General features: G+C 72.5%; 19 protein-coding genes. 14 read left to right on the forward strand and 5 right to left on the reverse strand.

Annotated features, from left to right (window positions below):
* Positions 1–4: 4 nt before the first annotated feature.
* Complete coding sequence (locus IE260_RS37955; RefSeq protein WP_373303462.1) at positions 5–1,159, reverse strand: type III polyketide synthase; 1,155 nt, start codon at positions 1,157–1,159, stop codon at positions 5–7.
* Between the two features lie 37 nt (positions 1,160–1,196).
* On the opposite strand from IE260_RS37955, the gene IE260_RS37960 reads away from it, so the two are divergent.
* The 4 genes from IE260_RS37960 to IE260_RS37975 all read left to right on the forward strand — a co-directional run bounded on the left by IE260_RS37960 (position 1,197) and on the right by IE260_RS37975 (position 6,124).
* On the forward strand, positions 1,197–2,060 hold the full coding sequence (locus tag IE260_RS37960) for a UbiA family prenyltransferase (protein WP_189880441.1): 864 nt from the start codon (positions 1,197–1,199) through the stop codon (positions 2,058–2,060).
* Between the two features lie 111 nt (positions 2,061–2,171).
* Entirely contained in the window at positions 2,172–2,876 is a 705-nt protein-coding gene (locus tag IE260_RS37965; protein ID WP_229881722.1) for a YqjF family protein, read from the forward strand.
* Between the two features lie 14 nt (positions 2,877–2,890).
* Positions 2,891–3,541 carry a hypothetical protein gene (locus IE260_RS37970; protein ID WP_189880443.1) on the forward strand — a complete coding sequence of 217 codons (651 nt, stop codon included), beginning with the start codon at positions 2,891–2,893 and terminating at the stop codon, positions 3,539–3,541.
* Between the two features lie 525 nt (positions 3,542–4,066).
* On the forward strand, positions 4,067–6,124 hold the full coding sequence (locus tag IE260_RS37975) for a SpoIIE family protein phosphatase (RefSeq protein WP_189880444.1): 2,058 nt from the start codon (positions 4,067–4,069) through the stop codon (positions 6,122–6,124).
* 184 nt (positions 6,125–6,308) lie between these two features.
* Here IE260_RS37975 and IE260_RS37980 read toward each other — a convergent pair whose 3' ends face one another.
* Complete coding sequence (locus IE260_RS37980; protein WP_189880445.1) at positions 6,309–7,250, reverse strand: LysR family transcriptional regulator; 942 nt, start codon at positions 7,248–7,250, stop codon at positions 6,309–6,311.
* Positions 7,251–7,377: 127 nt separating this feature from the next.
* Between IE260_RS37980 and IE260_RS37985 the strand changes: the two genes are divergently transcribed.
* The 8 genes from IE260_RS37985 (at position 7,378) to IE260_RS38020 (ending at position 14,889) form a co-directional block, all read left to right on the forward strand.
* The gene (locus IE260_RS37985; RefSeq protein WP_189880446.1) at positions 7,378–8,376 is read left to right on the forward strand and encodes a fumarylacetoacetate hydrolase family protein; all 999 of its coding nucleotides are present in this window, start codon (positions 7,378–7,380) and stop codon (positions 8,374–8,376) included.
* On the forward strand, positions 8,373–9,338 hold the full coding sequence (locus tag IE260_RS37990) for a cyclase family protein (protein WP_189880447.1): 966 nt from the start codon (positions 8,373–8,375) through the stop codon (positions 9,336–9,338). The genes IE260_RS37985 and IE260_RS37990 overlap by 4 nt, the downstream gene beginning before the upstream one ends.
* A gap of 25 nt (positions 9,339–9,363) precedes the next feature.
* Positions 9,364–10,494 (forward strand): FAD-dependent oxidoreductase, encoded by a 1,131-nt coding sequence (locus tag IE260_RS37995; RefSeq protein WP_189880448.1) that lies wholly within the window; start codon positions 9,364–9,366, stop codon positions 10,492–10,494.
* Positions 10,491–11,522: an amidohydrolase family protein gene (locus tag IE260_RS38000; RefSeq protein ID WP_189880449.1), complete on the forward strand. Its 1,032-nt coding sequence runs from the start codon at positions 10,491–10,493 to the stop codon at positions 11,520–11,522. Before IE260_RS37995 ends, IE260_RS38000 begins: the two co-directional genes overlap by 4 nt.
* A gap of 11 nt (positions 11,523–11,533) precedes the next feature.
* Positions 11,534–12,472, forward strand: a complete 939-nt coding sequence (locus IE260_RS38005; RefSeq protein ID WP_189880450.1) for a VOC family protein — start codon at positions 11,534–11,536, stop codon at positions 12,470–12,472.
* A gap of 91 nt (positions 12,473–12,563) precedes the next feature.
* On the forward strand, positions 12,564–13,535 hold the full coding sequence (locus IE260_RS38010) for a fumarylacetoacetate hydrolase family protein (protein WP_189880451.1): 972 nt from the start codon (positions 12,564–12,566) through the stop codon (positions 13,533–13,535).
* Positions 13,532–14,284, forward strand: a complete 753-nt coding sequence (locus IE260_RS38015; RefSeq protein ID WP_189880452.1) for an SDR family NAD(P)-dependent oxidoreductase — start codon at positions 13,532–13,534, stop codon at positions 14,282–14,284. Before IE260_RS38010 ends, IE260_RS38015 begins: the two co-directional genes overlap by 4 nt.
* Positions 14,281–14,889: a 3-oxoacid CoA-transferase subunit B gene (locus IE260_RS38020; protein WP_189880453.1), complete on the forward strand. Its 609-nt coding sequence runs from the start codon at positions 14,281–14,283 to the stop codon at positions 14,887–14,889. Before IE260_RS38015 ends, IE260_RS38020 begins: the two co-directional genes overlap by 4 nt.
* 30 nt (positions 14,890–14,919) lie before the next feature.
* Here the strand turns inward: IE260_RS38020 and IE260_RS38025 are convergent, their stop codons facing one another.
* The 3 genes from IE260_RS38025 to IE260_RS38035 all read right to left on the reverse strand — a co-directional run bounded on the left by IE260_RS38025 (position 14,920) and on the right by IE260_RS38035 (position 17,545).
* Positions 14,920–15,801, reverse strand: a complete 882-nt coding sequence (locus tag IE260_RS38025; RefSeq protein ID WP_189880454.1) for a universal stress protein — start codon at positions 15,799–15,801, stop codon at positions 14,920–14,922.
* Positions 15,802–15,919: 118 nt separating this feature from the next.
* Positions 15,920–17,062, reverse strand: coding sequence for a cation:proton antiporter (locus IE260_RS38030; RefSeq protein WP_189880455.1), 1,143 nt, complete (start codon positions 17,060–17,062; stop codon positions 15,920–15,922).
* A 3-nt stretch (positions 17,063–17,065) separates the two neighbouring features.
* Positions 17,066–17,545 (reverse strand): cation:proton antiporter regulatory subunit, encoded by a 480-nt coding sequence (locus tag IE260_RS38035; protein WP_189880456.1) that lies wholly within the window; start codon positions 17,543–17,545, stop codon positions 17,066–17,068.
* Positions 17,546–17,789: 244 nt separating this feature from the next.
* On the opposite strand from IE260_RS38035, the gene IE260_RS38040 reads away from it, so the two are divergent.
* On the forward strand, positions 17,790–18,428 hold the full coding sequence (locus IE260_RS38040; protein ID WP_229881727.1) for a DNA alkylation repair protein: 639 nt from the start codon (positions 17,790–17,792) through the stop codon (positions 18,426–18,428).
* A gap of 163 nt (positions 18,429–18,591) precedes the next feature.
* The gene (locus IE260_RS38045) at positions 18,592–19,608 is read left to right on the forward strand and encodes a metallophosphoesterase family protein (protein ID WP_229881724.1); all 1,017 of its coding nucleotides are present in this window, start codon (positions 18,592–18,594) and stop codon (positions 19,606–19,608) included.
* Positions 19,609–19,619 lie beyond the last annotated feature (11 nt).

Genomic DNA, 19,619 nt, shown 5'->3' on the forward strand with positions numbered 1-19,619 from the left:
TCCCTCACCAGCGCAGCAGGACGAGTTCGGAACAGAACCCCGGTCCCATCGCGAGGAGCACGCCCCACGTCCCGGGCCCGGGACGGCGCTCTTCCCGGACGGTCTGCAGGATGTGGAGCACGGAGACCGAGGACAGGTTCCCCACCGTCTCCAGTGATCGCCACGCACAGTCCAGCGCGTCCCCGGACAGGCCGAGGGCGTCGCTCACGGCGGAAAGGACCTTGGGGCCTCCCGGATGGCACACCCAGGTCCCGATGTCGTCGGTGGTGAGGCCGTGGTCGGTCAGGAAGGCACGCACGTGTCGTCCGAAGTGGTCCCGCACGATGCCGGGAACGCCGGCGTCGATCACGACACGGAACCCGCTCGCGCCGATGTCCCACCCGAGGAGCTGTTCGGTGTCCGGGTACAGGTGGCTGCGCGTGGCGACGACCGAGGGCCCGGCCGTGTGCGGCCCCGCGCCGCCGCGGCTGCCGCCGCCGCGTGCGATGAGCGCGGCCGCGCCGTCGCCGAACAGGGCACCGGCGACGAGATTGGCCCGGGAGGCGTCGCGTCGCTGCAACGTGAGGGAACACAGTTCGACGGTGAGCAGCGCGGCGGTGTGGCCGGGGTGCCCGCGCAGGTAGTCGTGCACCCGGGCGAGGCCGGCGGCACCCGCCACGCAGCCCAGGCCGAACACCGGCAGTCTCTTCACGTCCGGCCGCATCCCCGTCCGTCCGGCCAGCCGGGCGTCGAGCGACGGGGCGGCGACCCCGGTGATGGAGGCGCACACCAGCAGATCGATGTCGTCCGGTCCGAGTCCCGCCTCCTTCAGCGCGCCGGTGAGAGCCTCCTCGCCCAGTCGGAGTCCCGCCGCCATCCACGCGTCGTTGCTCCGCCCGAAGTCACCGAGATCGGCGTACCGCTCGATCGGCAGGGCGAGATGACGCGTGCGCACACCGGCGGAGGCGTGCAGACGGCGCAGCAGGCCACGGTCCGCCCCCGGTGGCAGGCACAGGTCGCCGATCGGTTCGGTGAGGTCGTCCTGGGCGTAGCGGTACGGCGGCAGAGCGGTGCTGACGGCGGCGATGGTGGTCGCCGCGGCGGGCAGGTCCGTCCGGCACTGCCCGGGAGACGGGGACGAGGACGGGTCGACGATCACGGGGACACGCATGTCGCTCATACCTTCCTCGCGATGGAGGGCCGATTACCTTGCGTAGGTGTCTCTCCACCCGTCCGGGGTTCTCGCGCGTGCCACGTACCGCGTCCCGGTGTTGCTGCGCTCCTGCCATCCGGAGCCGGCGATCGCCGTGACCGTGTTCGTGACCGCCCTGGCCGTGGCGGCGGGCCGCGGGACGGCAGGGTCGGTGGCGGTGGCGGCGGCCGTGCTGGCCGGCCAGCTCTCGGTCGGCTGGTGCAACGACGCGGCCGACGCGCAGCGCGACACGGCCTGCGGACGCCGCGACAAACCGGTGGCCACCGGCGAACTCCCACCCCGGACGGTGGCCGTCGCGGCCGTCACCGCGCTGGCGCTGTGCCTGCCGCTGTCCCTGTTGAGCGGTGTGGCCGCGGGAGCGGTACACCTCGGGGGCATGGTGACCGCGGGCTGGACCTACAACCTGCGGTTGAAGCACACGGTGCTCTCCCCGTTGCCGTATGCCGTGGGCTTCGGCTCACTGCCGGCGTTCGTCACCCTGGGTCTGGCGTCGCCGTCCTGGCCCGCCTGGTGGGCGGTGACGGCGGGGGCCCTGCTGGGTGTGGGGGCCCACTTGGTGAACGTCCTACCGGACATCGAGGACGATCTCGCGACCGGTGTACGCGGGCTGCCGCAGCGGCTGGGCCGTCCGGCGTGCCGGTGGCTGGCCCCGTGCGTCATGCTGGCGGCCGTGGGCGTGGTCGTCGCCGGGCCTCCCGGGGCTCCGGCTCTCATGGACCGGGTCATGGCTGCGGCGGCCGGGATCGTCGCGGTCGCGGGTACGGCCGTCTCCTCCGGGAACCGCAGCCGGTGGCCGTTCCGGGCGGCGATCATGGTGGCCGGCATCGCCGTGACACAGCTCGTGCTGCGGGGCCCGGGCATGGCCTGATCCCGCTGCCGGACTGCTCCCGGGCCGGCCGCAGGGCGGAACGGCATGCGTTTTCGAGGCCCCGGTTCCGGGGACTCGTGGGCCGTGGTGGCGTACGGAGCGGAGCAGCGGGTGAGCATCCCCGTCCTGCGGGCGCGCTGGCTGACGGCGACGTTCGTCAACTGGTCCTTCCGGCCGGAGTCGGTACAGGCTCTGCTGCCCGACGAACTGGTGGTGGACGAGTACGAGGGAGCCGCCTGGGTGGGGTTCACGCCGTTCGTCATGGCGGATGTGCGGTTTCCCGGCCTGCCCGCCGCGGTGCCGGGTCTCCCGTCGTTCGCCGAGACCAACCTGCGGACCTACGTCCGGCGCCGGGACGGGCGGGACGGGTTGTGGTTCCTGTCCATCGCGGTCGCCTGCCCCGTGATGCTGGCGGCTCGCGCCGTCGGCGTGCCGTACAGCCCGGGCGGCCTCGGCGTCCGCGCGGACGGGGACAGCGTCTCGTACGCCGGTTCGCGCTGGACCGACAGGGCCTCCTACCGCTTGGTCGTCCGCCCCGGCGACCCGATCGAGCCGACGGAGCGGGACGTCTGGCTGACCTCGCGCTGGCGTGCGTACACACGACGGCTCGGCATGATCTGGGCGACGCCGGTCGAGCACGAGCCGTGGCCGCTGGCCGACGCCGCGGTCGACGTGCTGGAGCAGACGCTGACCGGCACCGCGGGCCTGCCGGCGCCTCTCGGCGAGCCCGTGGTGCATTTCTCGGAAGGAGTCCGGCATGTGCGGATCGGACCCTCCACTCCCTGTGCCGCAGGGCCCGGCCCTGGCTCTTCCTGATCCCTGATCGCACCATGAGCCGGTCCGTCTCCGCCGGAGCCACGCATCGCCCGCGGCTGCGCTTCGACGGCTGGATCGCGGGCATGGGCACCGCCTCCGGCACACGCATCGTGCTGGGCCGGTGGCAACGGTCGCCCTTCGGACCGTTCAACGACGTGATGCTCGAACGAGCCGACGGGGAGCGGCTGCTGCTGGCCCCCACGCAGGAGTCGGCGGACTTCATCCGCGGCACGTACGCCTTCGACACCGTGCGGGTCGTCCCGGTGGGCGTAGGCGTCGCGGACGACACCTGGACCGTCACCGCGGGCCCACTCGACCTGCGCTTCACCGTCGGCCGAAGAGGGCTTCTCGGGCTCCTGCTGCGTGCCGTTCCCGGCGTGCTCGCCCGCCGTGCGGCGTGGAGTGCGCTGACGGACCGGCCCGCCCGCCTGCTGCTGCCCGGCGTACGAACCCGCGGGAGCGCCGGTGCGGACCGCCGTGAGTGGTACGGCGCCCGGGACCTGCGGCGGATCGGAGAGGTGTCGGCGGTGTTCGAGGGCACCGACCTCGGTGCCACGGCGCCTGTCGAACCGCCCGTGCGCTTCGGGTTCGGTTCGGTACCGAGGAGACCCGCGCTCGTCCGGGTCACGACCACGGTGGCACTCGAGAAGGGCACTGCGGACTGAGGGGGGCGAGCGCGTACGACCAGGGGCCACTGCTCGCCAGGGGCCCATGTCGGGGCGACGGCCTGTGCGCAGGGGGCACGGTGGCAACCGGGCCCCGGCCCCCGCGGGCGGCGTCGGCCACGGCACTGGTGACCAGGCGTGGACGGCCGGTGCGACGGCAGGCGGCCTGAGGCGGCCGCCGGGTGTTCCTGGCCGGCCGGCGCCTGACGCCGCGGACGTCGTCCGTGGTACTCGGCGCCTGGATGCCACTGCCGCGAGATGGGCATAGTGTCCGCATATGGGTGATGTTCGGTGTGGCTGGTGCGGTGCGGCCCTGCCGGAGCCGGCGGGACACGGCCGCCGGTACTCGCGCCCAGCGCACCGGCAGGCGGCACGGCGGGCACAGCCCCGCCGACAGACCGCGGGTGGACGACGGCAGGACATGGCACGGGCAGGCACAGGCGCCCGACAGGCGCTGCCCGACCGTGCCGACGACGGCCGGACCGGGTCGGCCGTCCCGCTGTCGCGGGTTCGGGCGGACCACTGATGGACACCGCGATGGCCGCCGTGGTGCGGGAGAGCGGTGCGTTCGGAGGGCTGTTGTACGTGCTGCCCCCGGGCGACGACGCACTGTGGCTGGTGATGGTGGCGGGAGTCCCCCAGGAGATCGCGACTCCGTGGAGGCGGGTCGCGCTGACCGATCCGATGCCGGTCGCGGACGCCGTGCGCGAACGGCGCCTGGTGTGGATCGGCGGTCAGGAGGAGATGGCACGCCGATACCCGAGGCCGGCGCTCGTACTGCCCTACCACTTCGCACTGTCGGCCGCCCCGGTCGCCTCGAGCGACGCCGTCCAGGGCGGGCTGGTGCTGCTGTGGCCCGGCAGCCATCCGCCACAGCTGAGCCACGGCCAACGCGACGTCATCGAGACGGGCTGCCGCCACCTGGGCAGCCTCCTGCAGCAGGCGGCGGACAGCGGCGACCCGGTGCTGCCCGCCGACCGTCCGCATACCCTGCCGCCGCCGACCGGCCGCGCGCTCTCCCCCGGCGAGGCGGCAGCGGTCTCGGCCTTCGTCGACCGCCTGCCCGGTGGGTCCTGCGCGCTGGACCTGAACGGCCGCATCACGTTCGTCACCCCGGCCGCGGCCGACCTCCTCGGTGCCGATCCGGCCTCCCTGCTGGGGGCCCTGCCCTGGGAGGCGTTGCCGTGGATGGACGTCCCCCAGGTCGAGGACCGTTACCGGGCCGCGCTGGTCAGCCGGCAACCGCAGGCGTTCACCGTGCTGCGTCCGCCGGACGCATGGCTGTCCTTCGACCTGTACCCGGACTCCTCCGGCATCAGCGTCCGCATCACCCGCGGCAGCGACGGTGCTCATGCGTCGCCGTCCGTACCGGCCGCCGGCCCCAGCCGGGCCACCGTGCTGTACCACCTCATGCATCTGGCCGCCACCCTCACGGAGGCGGTCGGCGTGCAGGACGTGGCGGAGCAGACCGCCGACCAGCTGCTGCCGGCTCTCGGCGCGCAGGCCATGGTGCTGATGACCGCCGAGGACGGCCGTCTCAAGATCATCGGCTACCGCGGTTACCGCGCCGAGATCATCGACCGGTTCGACGGAATGCCCCTGGCCTCGGACATCCCTGGCGTCAGAGTGCTGAGCACCGGTGTCCCGGGCTTCTTCGCGACCTTCGCCGACCTCAAGCGTGATTATCCGGCCACCGTGCACGAGGACGGGATGGCCGCATGGGCCTTCCTTCCGCTGATCGCCTCCGGCCGCCCCATCGGCTCCGTCCTCCTCGCCTACCGGCGACCCCGCCCTTTCCCGCCCGGCGAACGCGCCGTGCTCACCTCACTGGCCGGCCTGGTCGGTCAGGCCCTGGACCGTGCCCGTCTCTACGACGCCAAACACCACCTCGCCCACCGCCTGCAGTCCGCCCTGCTCCCGCACACCCTCCCCCACGTCCCCGGCCTGAAGGTCGCCGCCCGTTATCTGCCGGCTGCCCGGGGTCTGGCCATCGGGGGCGACTTCTACGACCTGATCCGTCTCGACGCACACACGGCCGGCGTCGCCATCGGCGACGTGCAGGGTCACAACGTGGACGCCGCAGCCCTCATGGGACAGGTCCGTACCGCCGTCCACGCCCACGCCACCGTGAGCGCGTCCCCCGACGACGTCCTGGCCCGCACCAACCGCCTGCTCACCGACCTCGACCCCGGCCTGTTCACCAGCTGTGTCTACGTCCACCTCGACCTCGCCACCCACCACGCGTGCCTGGCCACCGCCGGCCACCCACCGCCGCTCGTCCGCCATGCCGACGGACGCACCGAACTCCTGCCCGTCCCACCCGGCCTGCTGCTCGGCATCGAGCCGGACACCGTCTACTCCGCGCTGGAATTCCACCTGCCTCCCGGCTCTGTGCTCGCCCTCTACACCGACGGACTCGTGGAAGCCCCCGGAGTCGACCTCGACGACGCCACCGCGGCCCTCGCCGGACTCCTCGAACACGAGGACCCGGCCGACCTCGACGCCATGGCCGACACCCTCATCCGGCACGCACCCGCCCCCTGCGACGACATCGCCCTGCTCCTCATCAGCCCCGGTGACTGACGCGCCCCTTCCGCCCCGACCGTGAAGGCTCCCGCCGAGCGCTGCAACGGCGACGGCGACCTCGGCTGGATCGAGGCCCCCGCGGAGCCGGCCCGGCCGGCTGCCGGGCTCGTGCACCTCACTCCCGAAGCCGTCTTCAGGATGCGGGCGGCGCGGGAGGGGACCGGATCGCGGTGGGGTGTCCTCACCGTGTGCCGTTCCCGTCGTCGGGGCGGGCGCCGCCTTCGGACAGCCGTGCTCCGACCCGCGCGGCCGTCTCCCGCAGCCAGATGTGGGCCGCGTCGTGCGTGTGGACCGGGTGCCACCACAGGGCTTCGCGCAGTGGCACCGCCTCGTACGGCGGCTCGGCCACCCGCACCGCGGCGATCGGCGCCAGCATCCGGGCCAGACGGGCCTGCATCAGGGCGATCCGCCGCGTGCCGGCGACCATCAGGGGCAGCAACTGGAAGTTGTCCACGGAGACCTCCACCCGCGGCTCGATGCCCAGCATGCCGAGCTGGCGCACCGCCGGGGCGTCGTAGGTGCGCTGGTAGGTGACCCACGGCAGGTCGGCCAGGTCCCGGCGGCTGAGGCTGCCGCCGACGCTCGGGTGGTCGTCGGCCACGAGGAAGACCCAGCGGTCGTCGTAGAGGTCGGTGGCCGGGAAGTCGCTGATGACGCCGTGCGGCATGAGGAGGCCGTCGGTGGCGCTCAGCAGGGTGGCCGTGTCGTCGACCACGGTCGGCGGCGTCTGCGTGAACCTCAGCCGGATTCCCGGAGCCTCCCTGTGCACGACGCGGGCCAGCTCGGTGCCGAACACGGCGACGGCGTAGTCGGACGCGACCAGCCTGAACTCGCGGTTCTCTCTGGCCGGGTCGAAGTCGGCCTGGCTGGAGAAGAGGCGTTCCAGCACGTCGTAGGCGGTGGAAGTGCGGTCCAGGAGGACCTGGCCGAGAGCGGTGAGCTCGTAGTGGCCGCCGACGCGGGCGAGCAGGTCGTCGTCGAAGTGCCGGCGCAGCCGGGCCAGGGCGGCGCTCATCGCGGGCTGGCTCAGACCGACCCGCCGGCCGGCCCGGGTGACGTTGCGTTCCTCCAGCAGGGCGCGCAGGGCGACGACGAGATTGAGGTCGAGGCGGGCCAGGTTCACGGGTCTTCCCCTTGTGGTGCGGCGACGACCAGGGGAAATAAACGGGGCGGATGCCGATCATCCACAGAATCGATTTCCCTGATCGCTGGTGGCGGGCCCAGATTAGTCACACCGCAGTCAGGAGGACATGTCCGTGAAACCTGAACCCGTGTCCGCGCTCTTCGCCGGACCGTTCGCCCTCGCCACTCTCTCGGCCCCTGAGGGGCCCGCCTTTCCCGCCCTGGTCACCCCCGAGGCGCAGGTGCTCGACCTGCGAGTTGCCCTCGCTGACGAGCAGTTGACCGTCCGGAGCCTCCTGGAGGACTGGGCGACCGCCCTGCCGCGGCTGCGGACGCTCGCCGCCGACCGTGGTCCGGACCTCGGGCCGCTGACCGGCTTCCGTGTCCACGCGCCGGTCGAGCCGCGTCAGGTGTTCCAGTCGGGGGCGAACTACCGCCGGCACGTGATCGACCTGCACGTCGCGCATCGCGCGCCCGGTGACGACCGGCCCGAGGACGAGCGGCGCGCGGAGGCGGCGGAGGTCATGGACCGGCGGGCCGCGGAGGACCTGCCGTACGTGTTCATCGGCCTGCCGAGCGCCATCACGGGCCCGTACGACGACGTCGTCCTGCCGGCCTGGGCCGAACAGCCCGACTGGGAGCTGGAGCTGGCCGTCGTGATCGGCCGGCCCGCCCACCGGGTGTCCGTGGCGGAGGCGCCCGAGTACATCGCGGGTTACACCATCGCCAACGACCTGACCGACCGGGCCACCGTCTTCCGCCGGGACATGCCGCAGATCGGCACCGACTGGCTGCGCAGCAAGAACGCCCCCGGCTTCACGCCGCTCGGCCCCTGGATCGTCCCCGCGGAGTCGGTCGCCGACCCCGGCGACCTGCGCGTCACGCTGAAGCTCAACGGCGAGACCATGCAGGACGAGTCGACCAAGGACATGATCTTCGGCGTCGCCCGCATGGTGGCGTACGCCTCGCAGACCGCACAGCTGCTGCCCGGTGACCTGGTGCTCACCGGCAGCCCGGCCGGCAACGGCATGCACTGGGGCCGGCTGCTGCGCGACGGCGACGTGATGGAGGGTTCGGTCACCGGGCTCGGCACTCAGCGCACCCGATGTGTGGCGGAGGCGTCGTGACGCTCGACCGGCACGACCCCGAGGGCGCGATCGCCGAGGCCGCCAAGGCGTACTCCAACTGGGGGCGCTGGGGCGAGGACGACGTCCTCGGCACACTGAACTTCCTCGACGAGGCCAAGCGGCGCGAGGGCGCCGCGCTCGTCCGGCGGGGCGTCAGCTTCTCGCTGTCGCAGTCCTTCGACATGGACGGCCCGCAGAAGGGCTGGCGGCGGCGCACCAACCCGGTGCACACCATGCTGGACACCGGCACCGACGCCGCTCTCGGCAAGCAGGGGTTCCCGCACGGCATCGGCGGCGCCGACGACGTGATCGCGATGCCGCTGCAGTGCTCCACCCAGTGGGACGGGCTCGGGCACATCTTCGACCACGGCAGGGCCTGGAACGGGCGGCCCGCGGACCAGGTCGTCACCTCCGACGGCGACCTCGTCACGGGCATCGAGCACATGGCCCCGTACGTCGCCGGACGCGGCGTGCTGCTGGACGTGGGCCGGGCCGTCGGTGCGGACGACGGCGAGCTCCCCGACGGGTTCGCGATCACCGAGGAGCATCTGACGGCGACGGCCGAGGCGCACGGCGTGCGCGTGGGCCGCGGGGACATCGTCGTCGTCCGGACGGGCCGGCTGGCCCGGGTCCGCCGCGACGGCTGGGGAGACTACGCCGGCGGGCCGGCACCCGGGTTGTCGTTCACCACGGCCGGCTGGCTGCACGGCAGCGAGATCGCCGCGATCGCCACCGACACCTGGGGCTTCGAGGTGCGGCCCAACGAGTTCGAGGACGCCTTCCAGCCGCTGCACCAGGTCGCCATCCCCAACATCGGCCTGCTGATCGGCGAGATGTGGGACCTCGAAGCCCTCGCCGAGGACTGTGCCGCCGACGGCGTGTACGACTTCTGGCTCACCGCCGCTCCCCTGCCCGTCACCGGCGCGGTCGGCTCCCCGGTCAACCCCGTCGCCGTCAAGTGACCAGCGGAACGAAGGAGTTCTCCCTATGAGCACACCCCGCACCGTCCTCGTCGTCGGCGGCGGCGCGGCCGGCAACGCCGTGACGATCCTGCTGCGCCGGGCCGGTCTGGACGTGGACCTGATCGAGGCCGAGGCCGACTGGAACGCCACCGCCGGCTCCGGCATCACCCTTCAGGGCAATGCCCTGCGTGTCCTGCGTGAACTGGGTGTGTGGCAGCGGGTGAAGGAGTCCGGCTTCGGTTTCGGTTCCGTCGGCATCACCGCTCCCGACGGCACGGTTCTGCACGTCGTCAGGGATCTGCGCACCGGCGGCGACGACCTGCCCGCCACCGTCGGCATGCAGCGCCCCCACCTCCAGCAGATCCTCATCGACGCCGTCCGTGCGGGCGGCGCCTCGGTGCGCCTGGGCACCCGGGCGGAATCCCTGGAACAGGACGGCGACGGCGTCTGCGTGCGCTTCACCGACGGCACCGAGGGCCGCTACGACCTGGTGATCGCCGCCGACGGCCTGGGCTCCACGACCCGGGCGGCGATCGGCATCACCGACAGGCCGGAGCCCACCGGCATGGCCATCTGGCGCACAGCCGCCCCGCGCCCGGCCGGCGTGGTCCGCACGGACCTCGCCTACGGCGGCCCGGCCTACATCGCCGGCTACTGCCCCACCAGCGACACGACCCTGTACGCGTACGTCGTCGAGGCCAGCCGCGACCGGGCCTCGATACCGCCGGAGACGTACGCCGACGAGATGCGGCGCCTCGCCTCCGCCTACGGTGGCTTCTGGCCGGAGATCACCGAGCACATCACCGACCCGGCGAAGGTCAACTACACCTGGTTCGACCGGCTGCTGGTGGAAGGCGCCTGGCACCGCGGCCGCGTGGTCCTCGTCGGCGACGCGGCGCACTGCTGCCCGCCCACCCTGGCGCAGGGCGCGGCCCTGTCCCTGGAGGACGCGTGGGTGCTCGCGCGGATGCTGACCGAGGCCGGAACCTGGGACGACGCGCTCTTCCAGGCGTACTACGAGCGACGGGTACACCGTGTCCGGGCCGTCGTGGAGGCGTCCGTGCAGATCGGGCAGTGGCAGCTGGACGGCGTCCGCGACGCCGACGTCCCCGGGCTGATGGGCCGCACGATGACGATGCTGCGGGACCTGCCGTGACCGCCCGCCCGTCACCCGGCCACCGCCCCGCCCCGACCGTCGACGTGCACGCGCACGTCCTGCTGCCGGAGGTCGACGCCCTGGTGGACGGCCTGCCGGGACTGGCCGAGGCCAGGGCTCTGGAGGCCCGGCGCAACGGCCCGGCGGCGCTCGCGGTCAGCGGCCCGATGGTGCGCGAGCGCATCCCGCGCCTGACCGACGTGCCGGTACGGCTGGCCGCCATGGACGCGCAGGGCGTGGACGTCCAGTTGGTCAGCCCCTCCCCCTCGCACTACCACTACTGGACGGACGAGGAGACGGCCGAGAAGGTATACCGGCTCGCCAACGAGTCGACGGCCGCGCACTGTTCGGCCGCCCCGAACCGGCTGCGCGGGCTCGGTCTCGTACCCCTCCAGCACCCGGAGCACACGGTGCGCGCGCTCGACCACGCCCTGGGGCAGGGGCTGGCCGGAGTGGAGATCTCCAGCCACGCCCCGGGCCGGGAACTGTCCGATCCGGCCTACGAACCCTTCTGGGCCCGGGCGGAGGAGACCGGCGCGATCGTCTTCCTCCATCCCTTCGGGTGCACGCTGGACGAGCGGCTGGACGAGTGGTACCTGTCCAACACCGTCGGGCAGCCCACCGAGAACGCCGTCGCCCTGTCGCACCTCATCTTCTCCGGGGTGCTGGACCGCCACCCCGGCCTGAAGCTGATCGCCGCGCACGGCGGCGGCTACCTGCCCACCCACATCGGCCGCTCCGACCACGCCTGGTCGGCCCGCTCCGACGCCGGCGCCGGCTGCGCACACCTGCCCAGCAGCTATCTGGAGCGCCTGTACTTCGACTCCCTCGTCCACGACCCGCACGTGCTGCGGGAGCTGATCCGCGTCGCGGGGCCCGACCGGGTGCTGCTCGGCTCCGACTTCCCCTTCGACATGGGCACCGAGGACCCCGTCGGCGCCCTGCGCGCCGCACGGCTGCCCGACGCAGACTTCGACGCCGTACGCGGCGGCAACGCCTCCGCCCTGCTCGACCTCGCCCTCTCCTGAGGAGGAACCCCATGAGCGCACGCCTGCTCACCCATCTGCGGCACGTCGACCTCGCCGTGCCCGACTACGACAAGCAGCTCGACTTCTACTCCGGCGTCTGGGGCCTGACCAAGGTCGCCGAGGACTCCGGCATCTCCTTCCTGGCCGCCGAGGGCTCCCCGGAGCAGTACGTCGTGCGGCTGCGCAAGGCCGAGGAGAAGCGCCTCGACCTGGTCTCCTACGGTGCGGCGAGCCCGGCCGACGTGGACACGCTCGCCGAGGAACTCCTCGCGGGGGGCGTGCAGTTGATCTCCCGGCCGGGGAAGGTCGACACCCCCGGCGGCGGCTACGGCTTCCGCTTCTTCGACGTCGACGGCCGCACCATCGAGGTGTCCGCGGACGTCGAGGTACGGCAGCACCGCAGGATCGAGGAGAAGGAGTCCATCCCGGTCAAGCTGTCCCACGTCGTCCTCAACTCGCCCGACCTCAACCGCACCCGTGATTGGTACGAGCGCCACCTCGGCTTCCGGCTGTCCGACACACTCAGCTCGCCGCACATGGGCGAGGTCATGCACTTCATGCGGATCAGCAACCAGCACCACTCGATGGCCATCGCACGGGGCCCGCACACCGCCCTGCACCACATCTCCTTCGAGATGCGCGGCATCGACGAGTACATGCGCGGCTCCGGCCGTGTCATCCGTGCGGGCTTCAAGAAGATCTGGGGCCCCGGCCGCCACATGGCGGGCGACAACACCTTCACCTACTTCCTCGACCCGCACGGCAACACCGTCGAGTACACCACCGAGCTGGAGCTGCTGGACGAGGACACCTGGCACCCGCACGTCTACGACTTCTCCCAGCCGGAGGTCACCGACCAGTGGGGCACGGCCAACCCGATGAACGAACTGGTCGCCAAGGAGTCGTTCAACGACCTCGACCGCGGCGTGTTCGTCGCCCCGCCGGTCTGATCCCACCCCGACTCCCGGGGCGCGGCAGCCCTGTCGACTGCCCTGACGCAAGCCCGTCGCGCCCCGGGCCACTTCCTGCCAGGAGCCGCTCATGCGCTTCGCCGCCTACGAACACCGGCACCGGTCCCGCCTCGCGGTCGTCGACGACGAGGGGGTGCTCTACCCGGTGCCGGACGCCCGCTCGCTCACCGAGATCCTCGCCACCGGGGACGGGCTCCCGTCGCTCCTCGACCTCGGTGCCGCCACCCTCGACGTCCCACCCGGCCCCCATGTCTCCCAGGTCCGGCTGCTGCCCCCTCTCCAGCCGTCCTCCGTACGCGACTTCGTCGCCTTCGAGGAACACGTCGAGGGCGTGCGGCGCTCGGTGAGCGGTGCCGCCGGCGTGCCCGACCAGTGGTACGAGGCCCCGACCTTCTACTTCACCAACCCGCACGCCGTCCACGGACCGGGCGACCACATCCCGGTGCCGCCGGGTTCCGCGGTCCTGGACTTCGAACTGGAGGTGGCGGCCGTCATCGGCCGCGAGGGCCGTGACCTCACCCCGGAGCGGGCCCGCGACCACATCGTCGGCTACACCGTCTTCAACGACTGGTCCGCGCGCGACCTGCAGTCCGCCGAGATGCGGGTCGGCCTCGGCCCCTGCAAGGGCAAGGACTCCGCCACCTCCCTCGGCCCCTACCTGGTCACCGCCGACGAACTGGAGCCGTACCGGGACGCCGACGGCTTCCTGCGCCTGGCCCTGACCGCCGAGGTCAACGGCGAGCGGGTCGGCGAGGACCTGCTGTCCAACATGAGCTGGACGTTCGAGGAGATGGTCGCGTACGCCTCCCGCGGCACCCGGGTGGTGCCGGGTGACGTCCTCGGCTCCGGCACCTGTGGCAACGGCGGCTGCCTGGCCGAGCTGTGGGGCCGGCGCGGTGAGCAGTCCCCGCCACCGCTGAAGCCCGGCGACACCGTCACGCTCACCGTCCAGGGCATCGGCACGCTCACCAACACGGTCGTCCCCGGCGCCGAGCCCGTACCGCTGCCCACGGGGCGGCGCCGGTCCCGGGAGCGGCCGTGAGCGACCTGCGCACCAAGAGGCTGCTCGGCAAGGTCGTGGTGGTCACCGGCGCGGCCCGCGGACAGGGCGCCGCCGAGGCCGATGCCCTGACCCGGGAGGGCGCCCACGTCATCGCCACCGACGTCGAACCCGCCGGAGGCTGCCGCCGCCTCGACGTCACGGACGATCAGGAGTGGGCCGCACTCGCGGCCGAGCTGCGGGAGGCGTACGGGCAGGTGCACGGCCTGGTGAACAACGCGGGCATCACCTGGCGGGCGCGTGTCGGCGAGGTCCGTGCCGAGGACATGGCCCGCGTCCACGCGGTCAACGTCACCGGCCCCCTGCTCGGCATCCAGCACCTCACCCCGCTCATGCCGCCCGGCTCCGCCGTCGTGAACGTCGGCTCGTCAGCGGCCCTCACGGCCCACTACCCGGTCGCGTACACGACCAGCAAGTGGGCGCTGCGTGGGCTGTCGCGGACCGCCGCGCTGGAGCTGGGCCCGCGCGGCATCCGCGTCAACACGGTCCACCCCGGCTTCATCGAGACCGACATGACCGTCTCCGCCGCCCCGGCGTTCCGCCAGTCCAACATCCGCGAGACGCCGCTGGGCCGTACGGGGACTGTCGGCGAGGTCGCCCCGCTCGTCGTCTTCCTGCTGTCCGACGAGTCCTCCTTCATCACCGGTGCCGAGATCCCCGTGGACGGGGGGCTGACCGCGCACGGCGGCGTCAAGTCCGTCTCCGACGCCCTGCGGGAGGGGTCGTCGTGAAACGGCTCGACGGCAAGGTGACGTTGATCTCCGGTACGGCACGCGGGCAGGGCCGGGCGGCAGCCCTGCGGTTCGCCGCCGAGGGGGCGCGCGGCGGCGGCGACCTGCTGCACGAGGAGGCCCCGGCCGAGGACGAGGTCGACCCGGATCTGATCAACGCCGGCAAGAAGACGGTCACCGTGCTGCCGGGAGCCTCCTTCTTCGACTCGGCGCTGTCCTTCGGCCTGATCCGCGGCGGTCACATCGACACTGCCGTCCTCGGCGCCATGCAGGTGTCGGCACGCGGCGACCTGGCCAACTGGATGGTCCCCGGGAAGATGGTCAAGGGCATGGGCGGCGCGATGGACCTCGTCCACGGCGCCCGGCGCGTCATCGTCCTGATGGAGCACACCGCCAAGGACGGCAGCTCCAAGGTCCTCCAGGAGTGCACCCTCCCGCTCACCGGCGAGCGGTGCGTCCACCGAGTGATCACCGACCTCGGTGTCCTGGACGTCACCGACGACGGCCTCGCCCTGGTCGAGACGGCTTGGGGCGTCACCGTGGAGGACGTCGTGGCCCACACGGACGCACCCCTGAGCCTGGACGGTGCCGCGGCCGCCCGCTGACCGCTCCCCGCGCCGGAAGAGCCCGCGACGTCATGCGGCTGCGCGTTGCGGCACCACCGCGACGGGGCAGTCGGCATGCTGGAGCGCGGCGTGCGCCACACGGCCGAGGGGCAGCGCAAGCGGCCCGTGGCGTCGCGAGGCACCGACGACGAGCAGGTCGGCCGTGGCCGCGTGGGTGAGCAGGACGTGGTGGGCCGGGCCCTCGGCGGTGACACGGTGCACCGGTACGTCAGGGTGTTCGTGCTCCGGGGCGCGCAGGACGTCGTCGAGCAGGGCTGCTGCCCGCTCCTCGTGGTGGTGGGCGGTGTCACCGGCGAGCAGCGGATGCGCGAGGGTCCTGTGGGCGGGCCGGCGCCAGGCGCGTACGGCGTCCAGCGCGCAGTGCCGTGCTTCGGCCTCGCGGAACGCGAACCGTATCGCCTTCGCGCTGGTCGCTGCCTCGCCCACGCCGACCACGATGCGGCCGTTGGCTCCCCGCCGGTTGTGCGGGCTGCCCCGTACGACGACCACCGGGCCCACGGCATGGGTCGCCAGGGAGTGGCTGACCGAGCCCAGCAGCGCGCCCCTGATCGGTCCTCTGCCCCGGCACCCGGTCACGACGGCGGCGGCGCGGCCCGACTCCCGCAGCAGCGCCGCCTCGGGGTCGTCGGGAACGATGTCGACGGTGACCTGCACGTCCGGGTTCCGCTGCCGAGCCCGTTCGGCGGCGCGGTCGACGATCTCCTGCGCGAGGACGTGCTCGGAGGGAAGCTCGGCCGCCTGCGCGAAGACGGGGCCTTCGTAGCGTTCCCATAGGGAGGCGTGGACGATGCGCAGCGGCAGTCCGTGCAGGGCCGCCTCGTCCGTCGCCCAGTCGGCCGCCCAGAGGCCGGGCTCCGATCCGTCGACACCCACGACCAGCGACAGCGTCATGGATCCCACCGCCTTCAGCGCAGCCCAGGACGACGCCTTCATTCTCCCGCGGCTGCCGGCCCTCCGTGAGGTCGGGCTGCGGGGCGGGAGCGGCAGGAACGCGGGCTCGTCCCCGTCCTCATGGACGCAGGCGCGGGGCTCCTGCGAGACGGGTGAGGAAGGGCCCCGCGACGGCGAGGATGAAGACGTACGCGGTGACGAGGGGGGCGAGGTCTCCGTGCACGGTCCCGACCAGGCCGATGACGACGATGGAGAACTCGCCGCGCACCATGAGCGTCGTGCCCGCCCGCAGCTGACCGCGGCGCCCGACGTGGTCCCGCGCCGCCGCGTAACGGCCGGTGACCAGTTTGGTCGCGGCGGTGACCGCGGCGAGCGCGAAGGCGGCGGGAAGGAGCGGCACGAGGTCGTCCGGGCCGACCGACAGTCCGATGGCGAGGAAGAAGACGGCGGAGAAGAGGTCCCGCAGGGGGCCGAGCACCGCGCGGGCCCGGGCGGCGGTCTCACCGGTGAGGGAGAGTCCGACGAGAAAGGCTCCCACCGCCGCCGAGACGTGGACCAGCTCGGCGAGCGCCGCGACGCTCAGGGTCAGGCCGAGCACCCTGAGCATGAGTTGTTCGTCGTCGGGGTGCGACAGCAGCCGGCCGAGGTGGTGCCCCCACCGGTAGGAGGCGACGAAGGCCGCCAGCACCGTGCCGACCGCAACCAGGACACCGAGGGCGGCCTGCCACCAGGGACCGCCGGCGGCCAGGACCGCCAGCAGGGGGAGGTAGGCGGCCATGGCGATGTCCTCCATCACCAGGACGGAGAGGATGGCGGGCGTCTCCCGGTTGCCCAGCCGCCGCAGGTCGGCGAGGAGCCGGGCGACCATTCCCGACGAGGAGACATAGGTGGCGCCCGCGAGGGCCAGGATGCCGATGGCGTCCAGGCCGAGAAGCCATCCGCCGACGGCGCCCGGCACGGCGTTGAGAACCAGGTCGACGACGGAGGAGGGCAGGTGCCGGCGCAGGCTGCCGGTGAACTCGGCCAGGGAGAACTGCAGGCCGAGCGTGAGCAGAAGCAGGACCACGCCGATGGCCGCGCCGGTCTCGACGAACGCACCGGCGGCCGGCACCGGGGCGATTCCTCCCTCGCCGAGGGCCAGTCCGGCGAGCAGGTAGAGCGGGACCGGCGAGAGCGTCAGGCGCCGTGCCGCGGCGCCGAGCACGCTGAGCGCGGTGAGGATGAGCCCGAGCTCCAGCAGCAGGGTGATGGGATCGCGCACCCCTCAGCCCTGGATGATCCGGTCCACGCCGGCGATCCCCTCACGGGTTCCGATCACGACCAGCACATCACCGGCCCGGAGCACCTCTTCCGGCTTCGGCGACGCGATCACGCCATCGCCCCGGACGATCGCCACGATGGAGGCGCCCGTGCGGGACCGGGCTCTGGTGCTGCCCAGCGGCTGACCGGCGTAGGGGCTGGCGGAGCGGACCTCGACCTGCCCCGACAGCAGCCCGGGCACCTCCTTGGTGAGGTCCGCGAAGCGTTCGGCGATCCGCGGAGCGCCCAGGATCTCGGCCACCGCGTCGGCCTCCTCGCTGTTGAGACGCACGACGGGCCGGCTCGTGTCCGGGTCGCCGCTGTCGTAGACGACCAGGTCGAAAACGCCGGTGCGCTCCGCGACGATGCCGACCACGTCGCCCTCGTGGTTGGTGAACTCGTACCGGAGCCCCACCCCTGGCAGGAGTACCTCGGTGACGTCCATGCGCTCATCATCACCGGAGTCCGCGGTCCGGCGGGGAACGCGGGGACTCCGCGGCCAGGCGTGTCACCGCCGCGGCTCGGAGGTCGCCTCGCCAGGCGCAGCCGTCGGGCGTCTCCCGGCCCGCACGAGGCTGCGGGGGCACCGCGGTGCACCGCGTCCGTCGTAGGCTGAAGCGCTCGCACGTGACGGACAGGAGGCCGAGGTGGCCGAGACGACGCCCACCGGGACGAGGGTCGCCGAGGTGATGGCCGAGCTGGCCGGGCTCGAGGATCCGAAGGCCCGGAAGGTGAACGAGAAGCACGGTGACGATCACGGTGTGAACCTCAGCAAGCTGCGCGCTCTCGCCAAGCGGCTGAAGACCCAGCACGAACTCGCCTGCCGGCTCTGGGAGACGGGCGACACCGCGGCGAGACTGCTGGCCGTCCTGGTGTGCCGCCCGAAGGCGTTCGAGCGTGACGAGCTGGACGTCATGGTGCGCGAGGCGCGCACACCCAAGGTGCACGACTGGCTCGTGAACTACGTGGTGAAGAAGAACCCGCACTCCGAGGAGCTGCGCGTGGCCTGGTCCGCCGATCCGGATCCCGTGGTCGCCAGTGCCGGCTGGGCGCTGACCACCGAACGCGTGGCGAAGAAGCCCGAGGGCCTCGACCTCGCGGGACTGCTCGACGTCATCGAAGCGGAGATGAAGGACGCCCCGGACCGCCTGCAGTGGGCGATGAACCACTGCCTGGCTCAGATCGGGATCGAGCACGCCGAGCACCGCAGCCGTGCGATCGGCATCGGTGAGCGCCTGGAGGTGCTCAAGGACTACCCGACCTCCCCGGGCTGCACGTCTCCGTTCGCTCCCACCTGGATCACCGAGATGGTGCGCCGTGCCCGGTGAACCGGCCCGTGGGAAGGCGCCCGTGGGAATGCGTTCATCCGCCGGTCGGATCGCCACCTCCCTCCGGTCGTCATTGATCTCATATACATAACGGGTCTAGTCCAAGCATGCGATGGTCCGGAGTCGGAGGCCGACCTCCGGAGCACCGCAGGAAGGAACGCCCGTGGATCGCAGATCTGTCCTGACCACCGCCGGAGCCGGTGCCGTGGGGCTGTGTGGCCTGACCCCGCTGCCCGCGCACGCGGTCGGCTCCGGCCGCCGGGGCAAGCCGGTCACCACCTTCAACGTCATCAGCGACATCCAGGGCGACCTCCGGGACCTCGGAGTCGCGCTGGAGGACATGAAGTCCGTCAACCCGGGCAGCTCGGGCATCGCGGTCGCCGGTGACATCACCCCGCGCGGCTACGACTTCGAGTACGCGGCGGTGACCGCGGAGTTCGCCAGGCACACCCACCCCGGGACGGTGGCCTGGGCGATCGGCAACCACGAGTTCTACGTGCCGAAGTACGCCGATCCGTCGACACTCGCCCAGGAGACCTGGCCGAACGGCACGACCGAGGACTCCCTGTTCCGGAGCTTCTACAGGTTCGCCGGCCGGAACACGGTCCAGGCCGAGCACTCCTTCGGTGGCATCCCGGTCCTGAGCATCGGCACCGAGAAGTACATGCACTACCACGACCCGAAGCTGTGGGACGAGGTGTGGCTGAGCGATGCGCAGTTCGCCTGGCTGGAGGACCGCCTGGCGTACTGGGCGCTCCGGCGCAAGCCGGTCATGGTGATCACCCACCACCCGCTGCCCGACACGGTCTCCGGCAGCCACAACACGCTCTACTCCCGCGACTACCTCCAGGCGGACCGTCTCCTGGGCATCCTCGGCCGCCACCGCGACGTGTTCCTCTTCTGCGGCCACACACACTGGGATCTCGCCCTGTCCGACTGGTTCGTACGCCGGGTCGTCCCCGGCACCGCCAACCTCGACGGCTTCCCCGTGTTCAACACGGGCGCGGTGCAGACCGGTTTCCGCGACGACGGCAGCGGCGGCGAGGTCACCGTTCCCGGCACGTTCAACCAGGGACTCCAGGTGGAGGTGTTCCGGGACCGAGTGGTCGTGAAGGCGCGGGACTTCGCGAAGGGAGAGTGGCTGAAACAGGTGACCGTGCCGCTGGCGACCCGCATGTGACCGCGGCGGTA

The sequence above is a fragment of the Streptomyces viridiviolaceus genome, from assembly GCF_014650995.1.
Lineage (GTDB): Bacteria > Actinomycetota > Actinomycetes > Streptomycetales > Streptomycetaceae > Streptomyces > Streptomyces viridiviolaceus.

Excerpts from the sequence above, each read along its gene's own strand:
- IE260_RS38040 (WP_229881727.1), top strand. The coding sequence starts at position 17,790 with ATGGCCGAGCTGGCCGGGCTCGAGGATCCGAAGGCCCGGAAGGTGAAC.
- IE260_RS38005 (WP_189880450.1), top strand. The coding sequence starts at position 11,534 with ATGAGCGCACGCCTGCTCACCCATCTGCGGCACGTCGACCTCGCCGTG.
- IE260_RS37970 (WP_189880443.1), top strand. The coding sequence starts at position 2,891 with ATGAGCCGGTCCGTCTCCGCCGGAGCCACGCATCGCCCGCGGCTGCGC.
- IE260_RS37985 (WP_189880446.1), top strand. The coding sequence starts at position 7,378 with ATGTCCGTGAAACCTGAACCCGTGTCCGCGCTCTTCGCCGGACCGTTC.
- IE260_RS38035 (WP_189880456.1), bottom strand. The coding sequence starts at position 17,545 with ATGGACGTCACCGAGGTACTCCTGCCAGGGGTGGGGCTCCGGTACGAG.
- IE260_RS38010 (WP_189880451.1), top strand. The coding sequence starts at position 12,564 with ATGCGCTTCGCCGCCTACGAACACCGGCACCGGTCCCGCCTCGCGGTC.
- IE260_RS37975 (WP_189880444.1), top strand. The coding sequence starts at position 4,067 with ATGGACACCGCGATGGCCGCCGTGGTGCGGGAGAGCGGTGCGTTCGGA.
- IE260_RS37955 (WP_373303462.1), bottom strand. The coding sequence starts at position 1,159 with ATGAGCGACATGCGTGTCCCCGTGATCGTCGACCCGTCCTCGTCCCCG.
- IE260_RS37995 (WP_189880448.1), top strand. The coding sequence starts at position 9,364 with ATGAGCACACCCCGCACCGTCCTCGTCGTCGGCGGCGGCGCGGCCGGC.
- IE260_RS38025 (WP_189880454.1), bottom strand. The coding sequence starts at position 15,801 with ATGACGCTGTCGCTGGTCGTGGGTGTCGACGGATCGGAGCCCGGCCTC.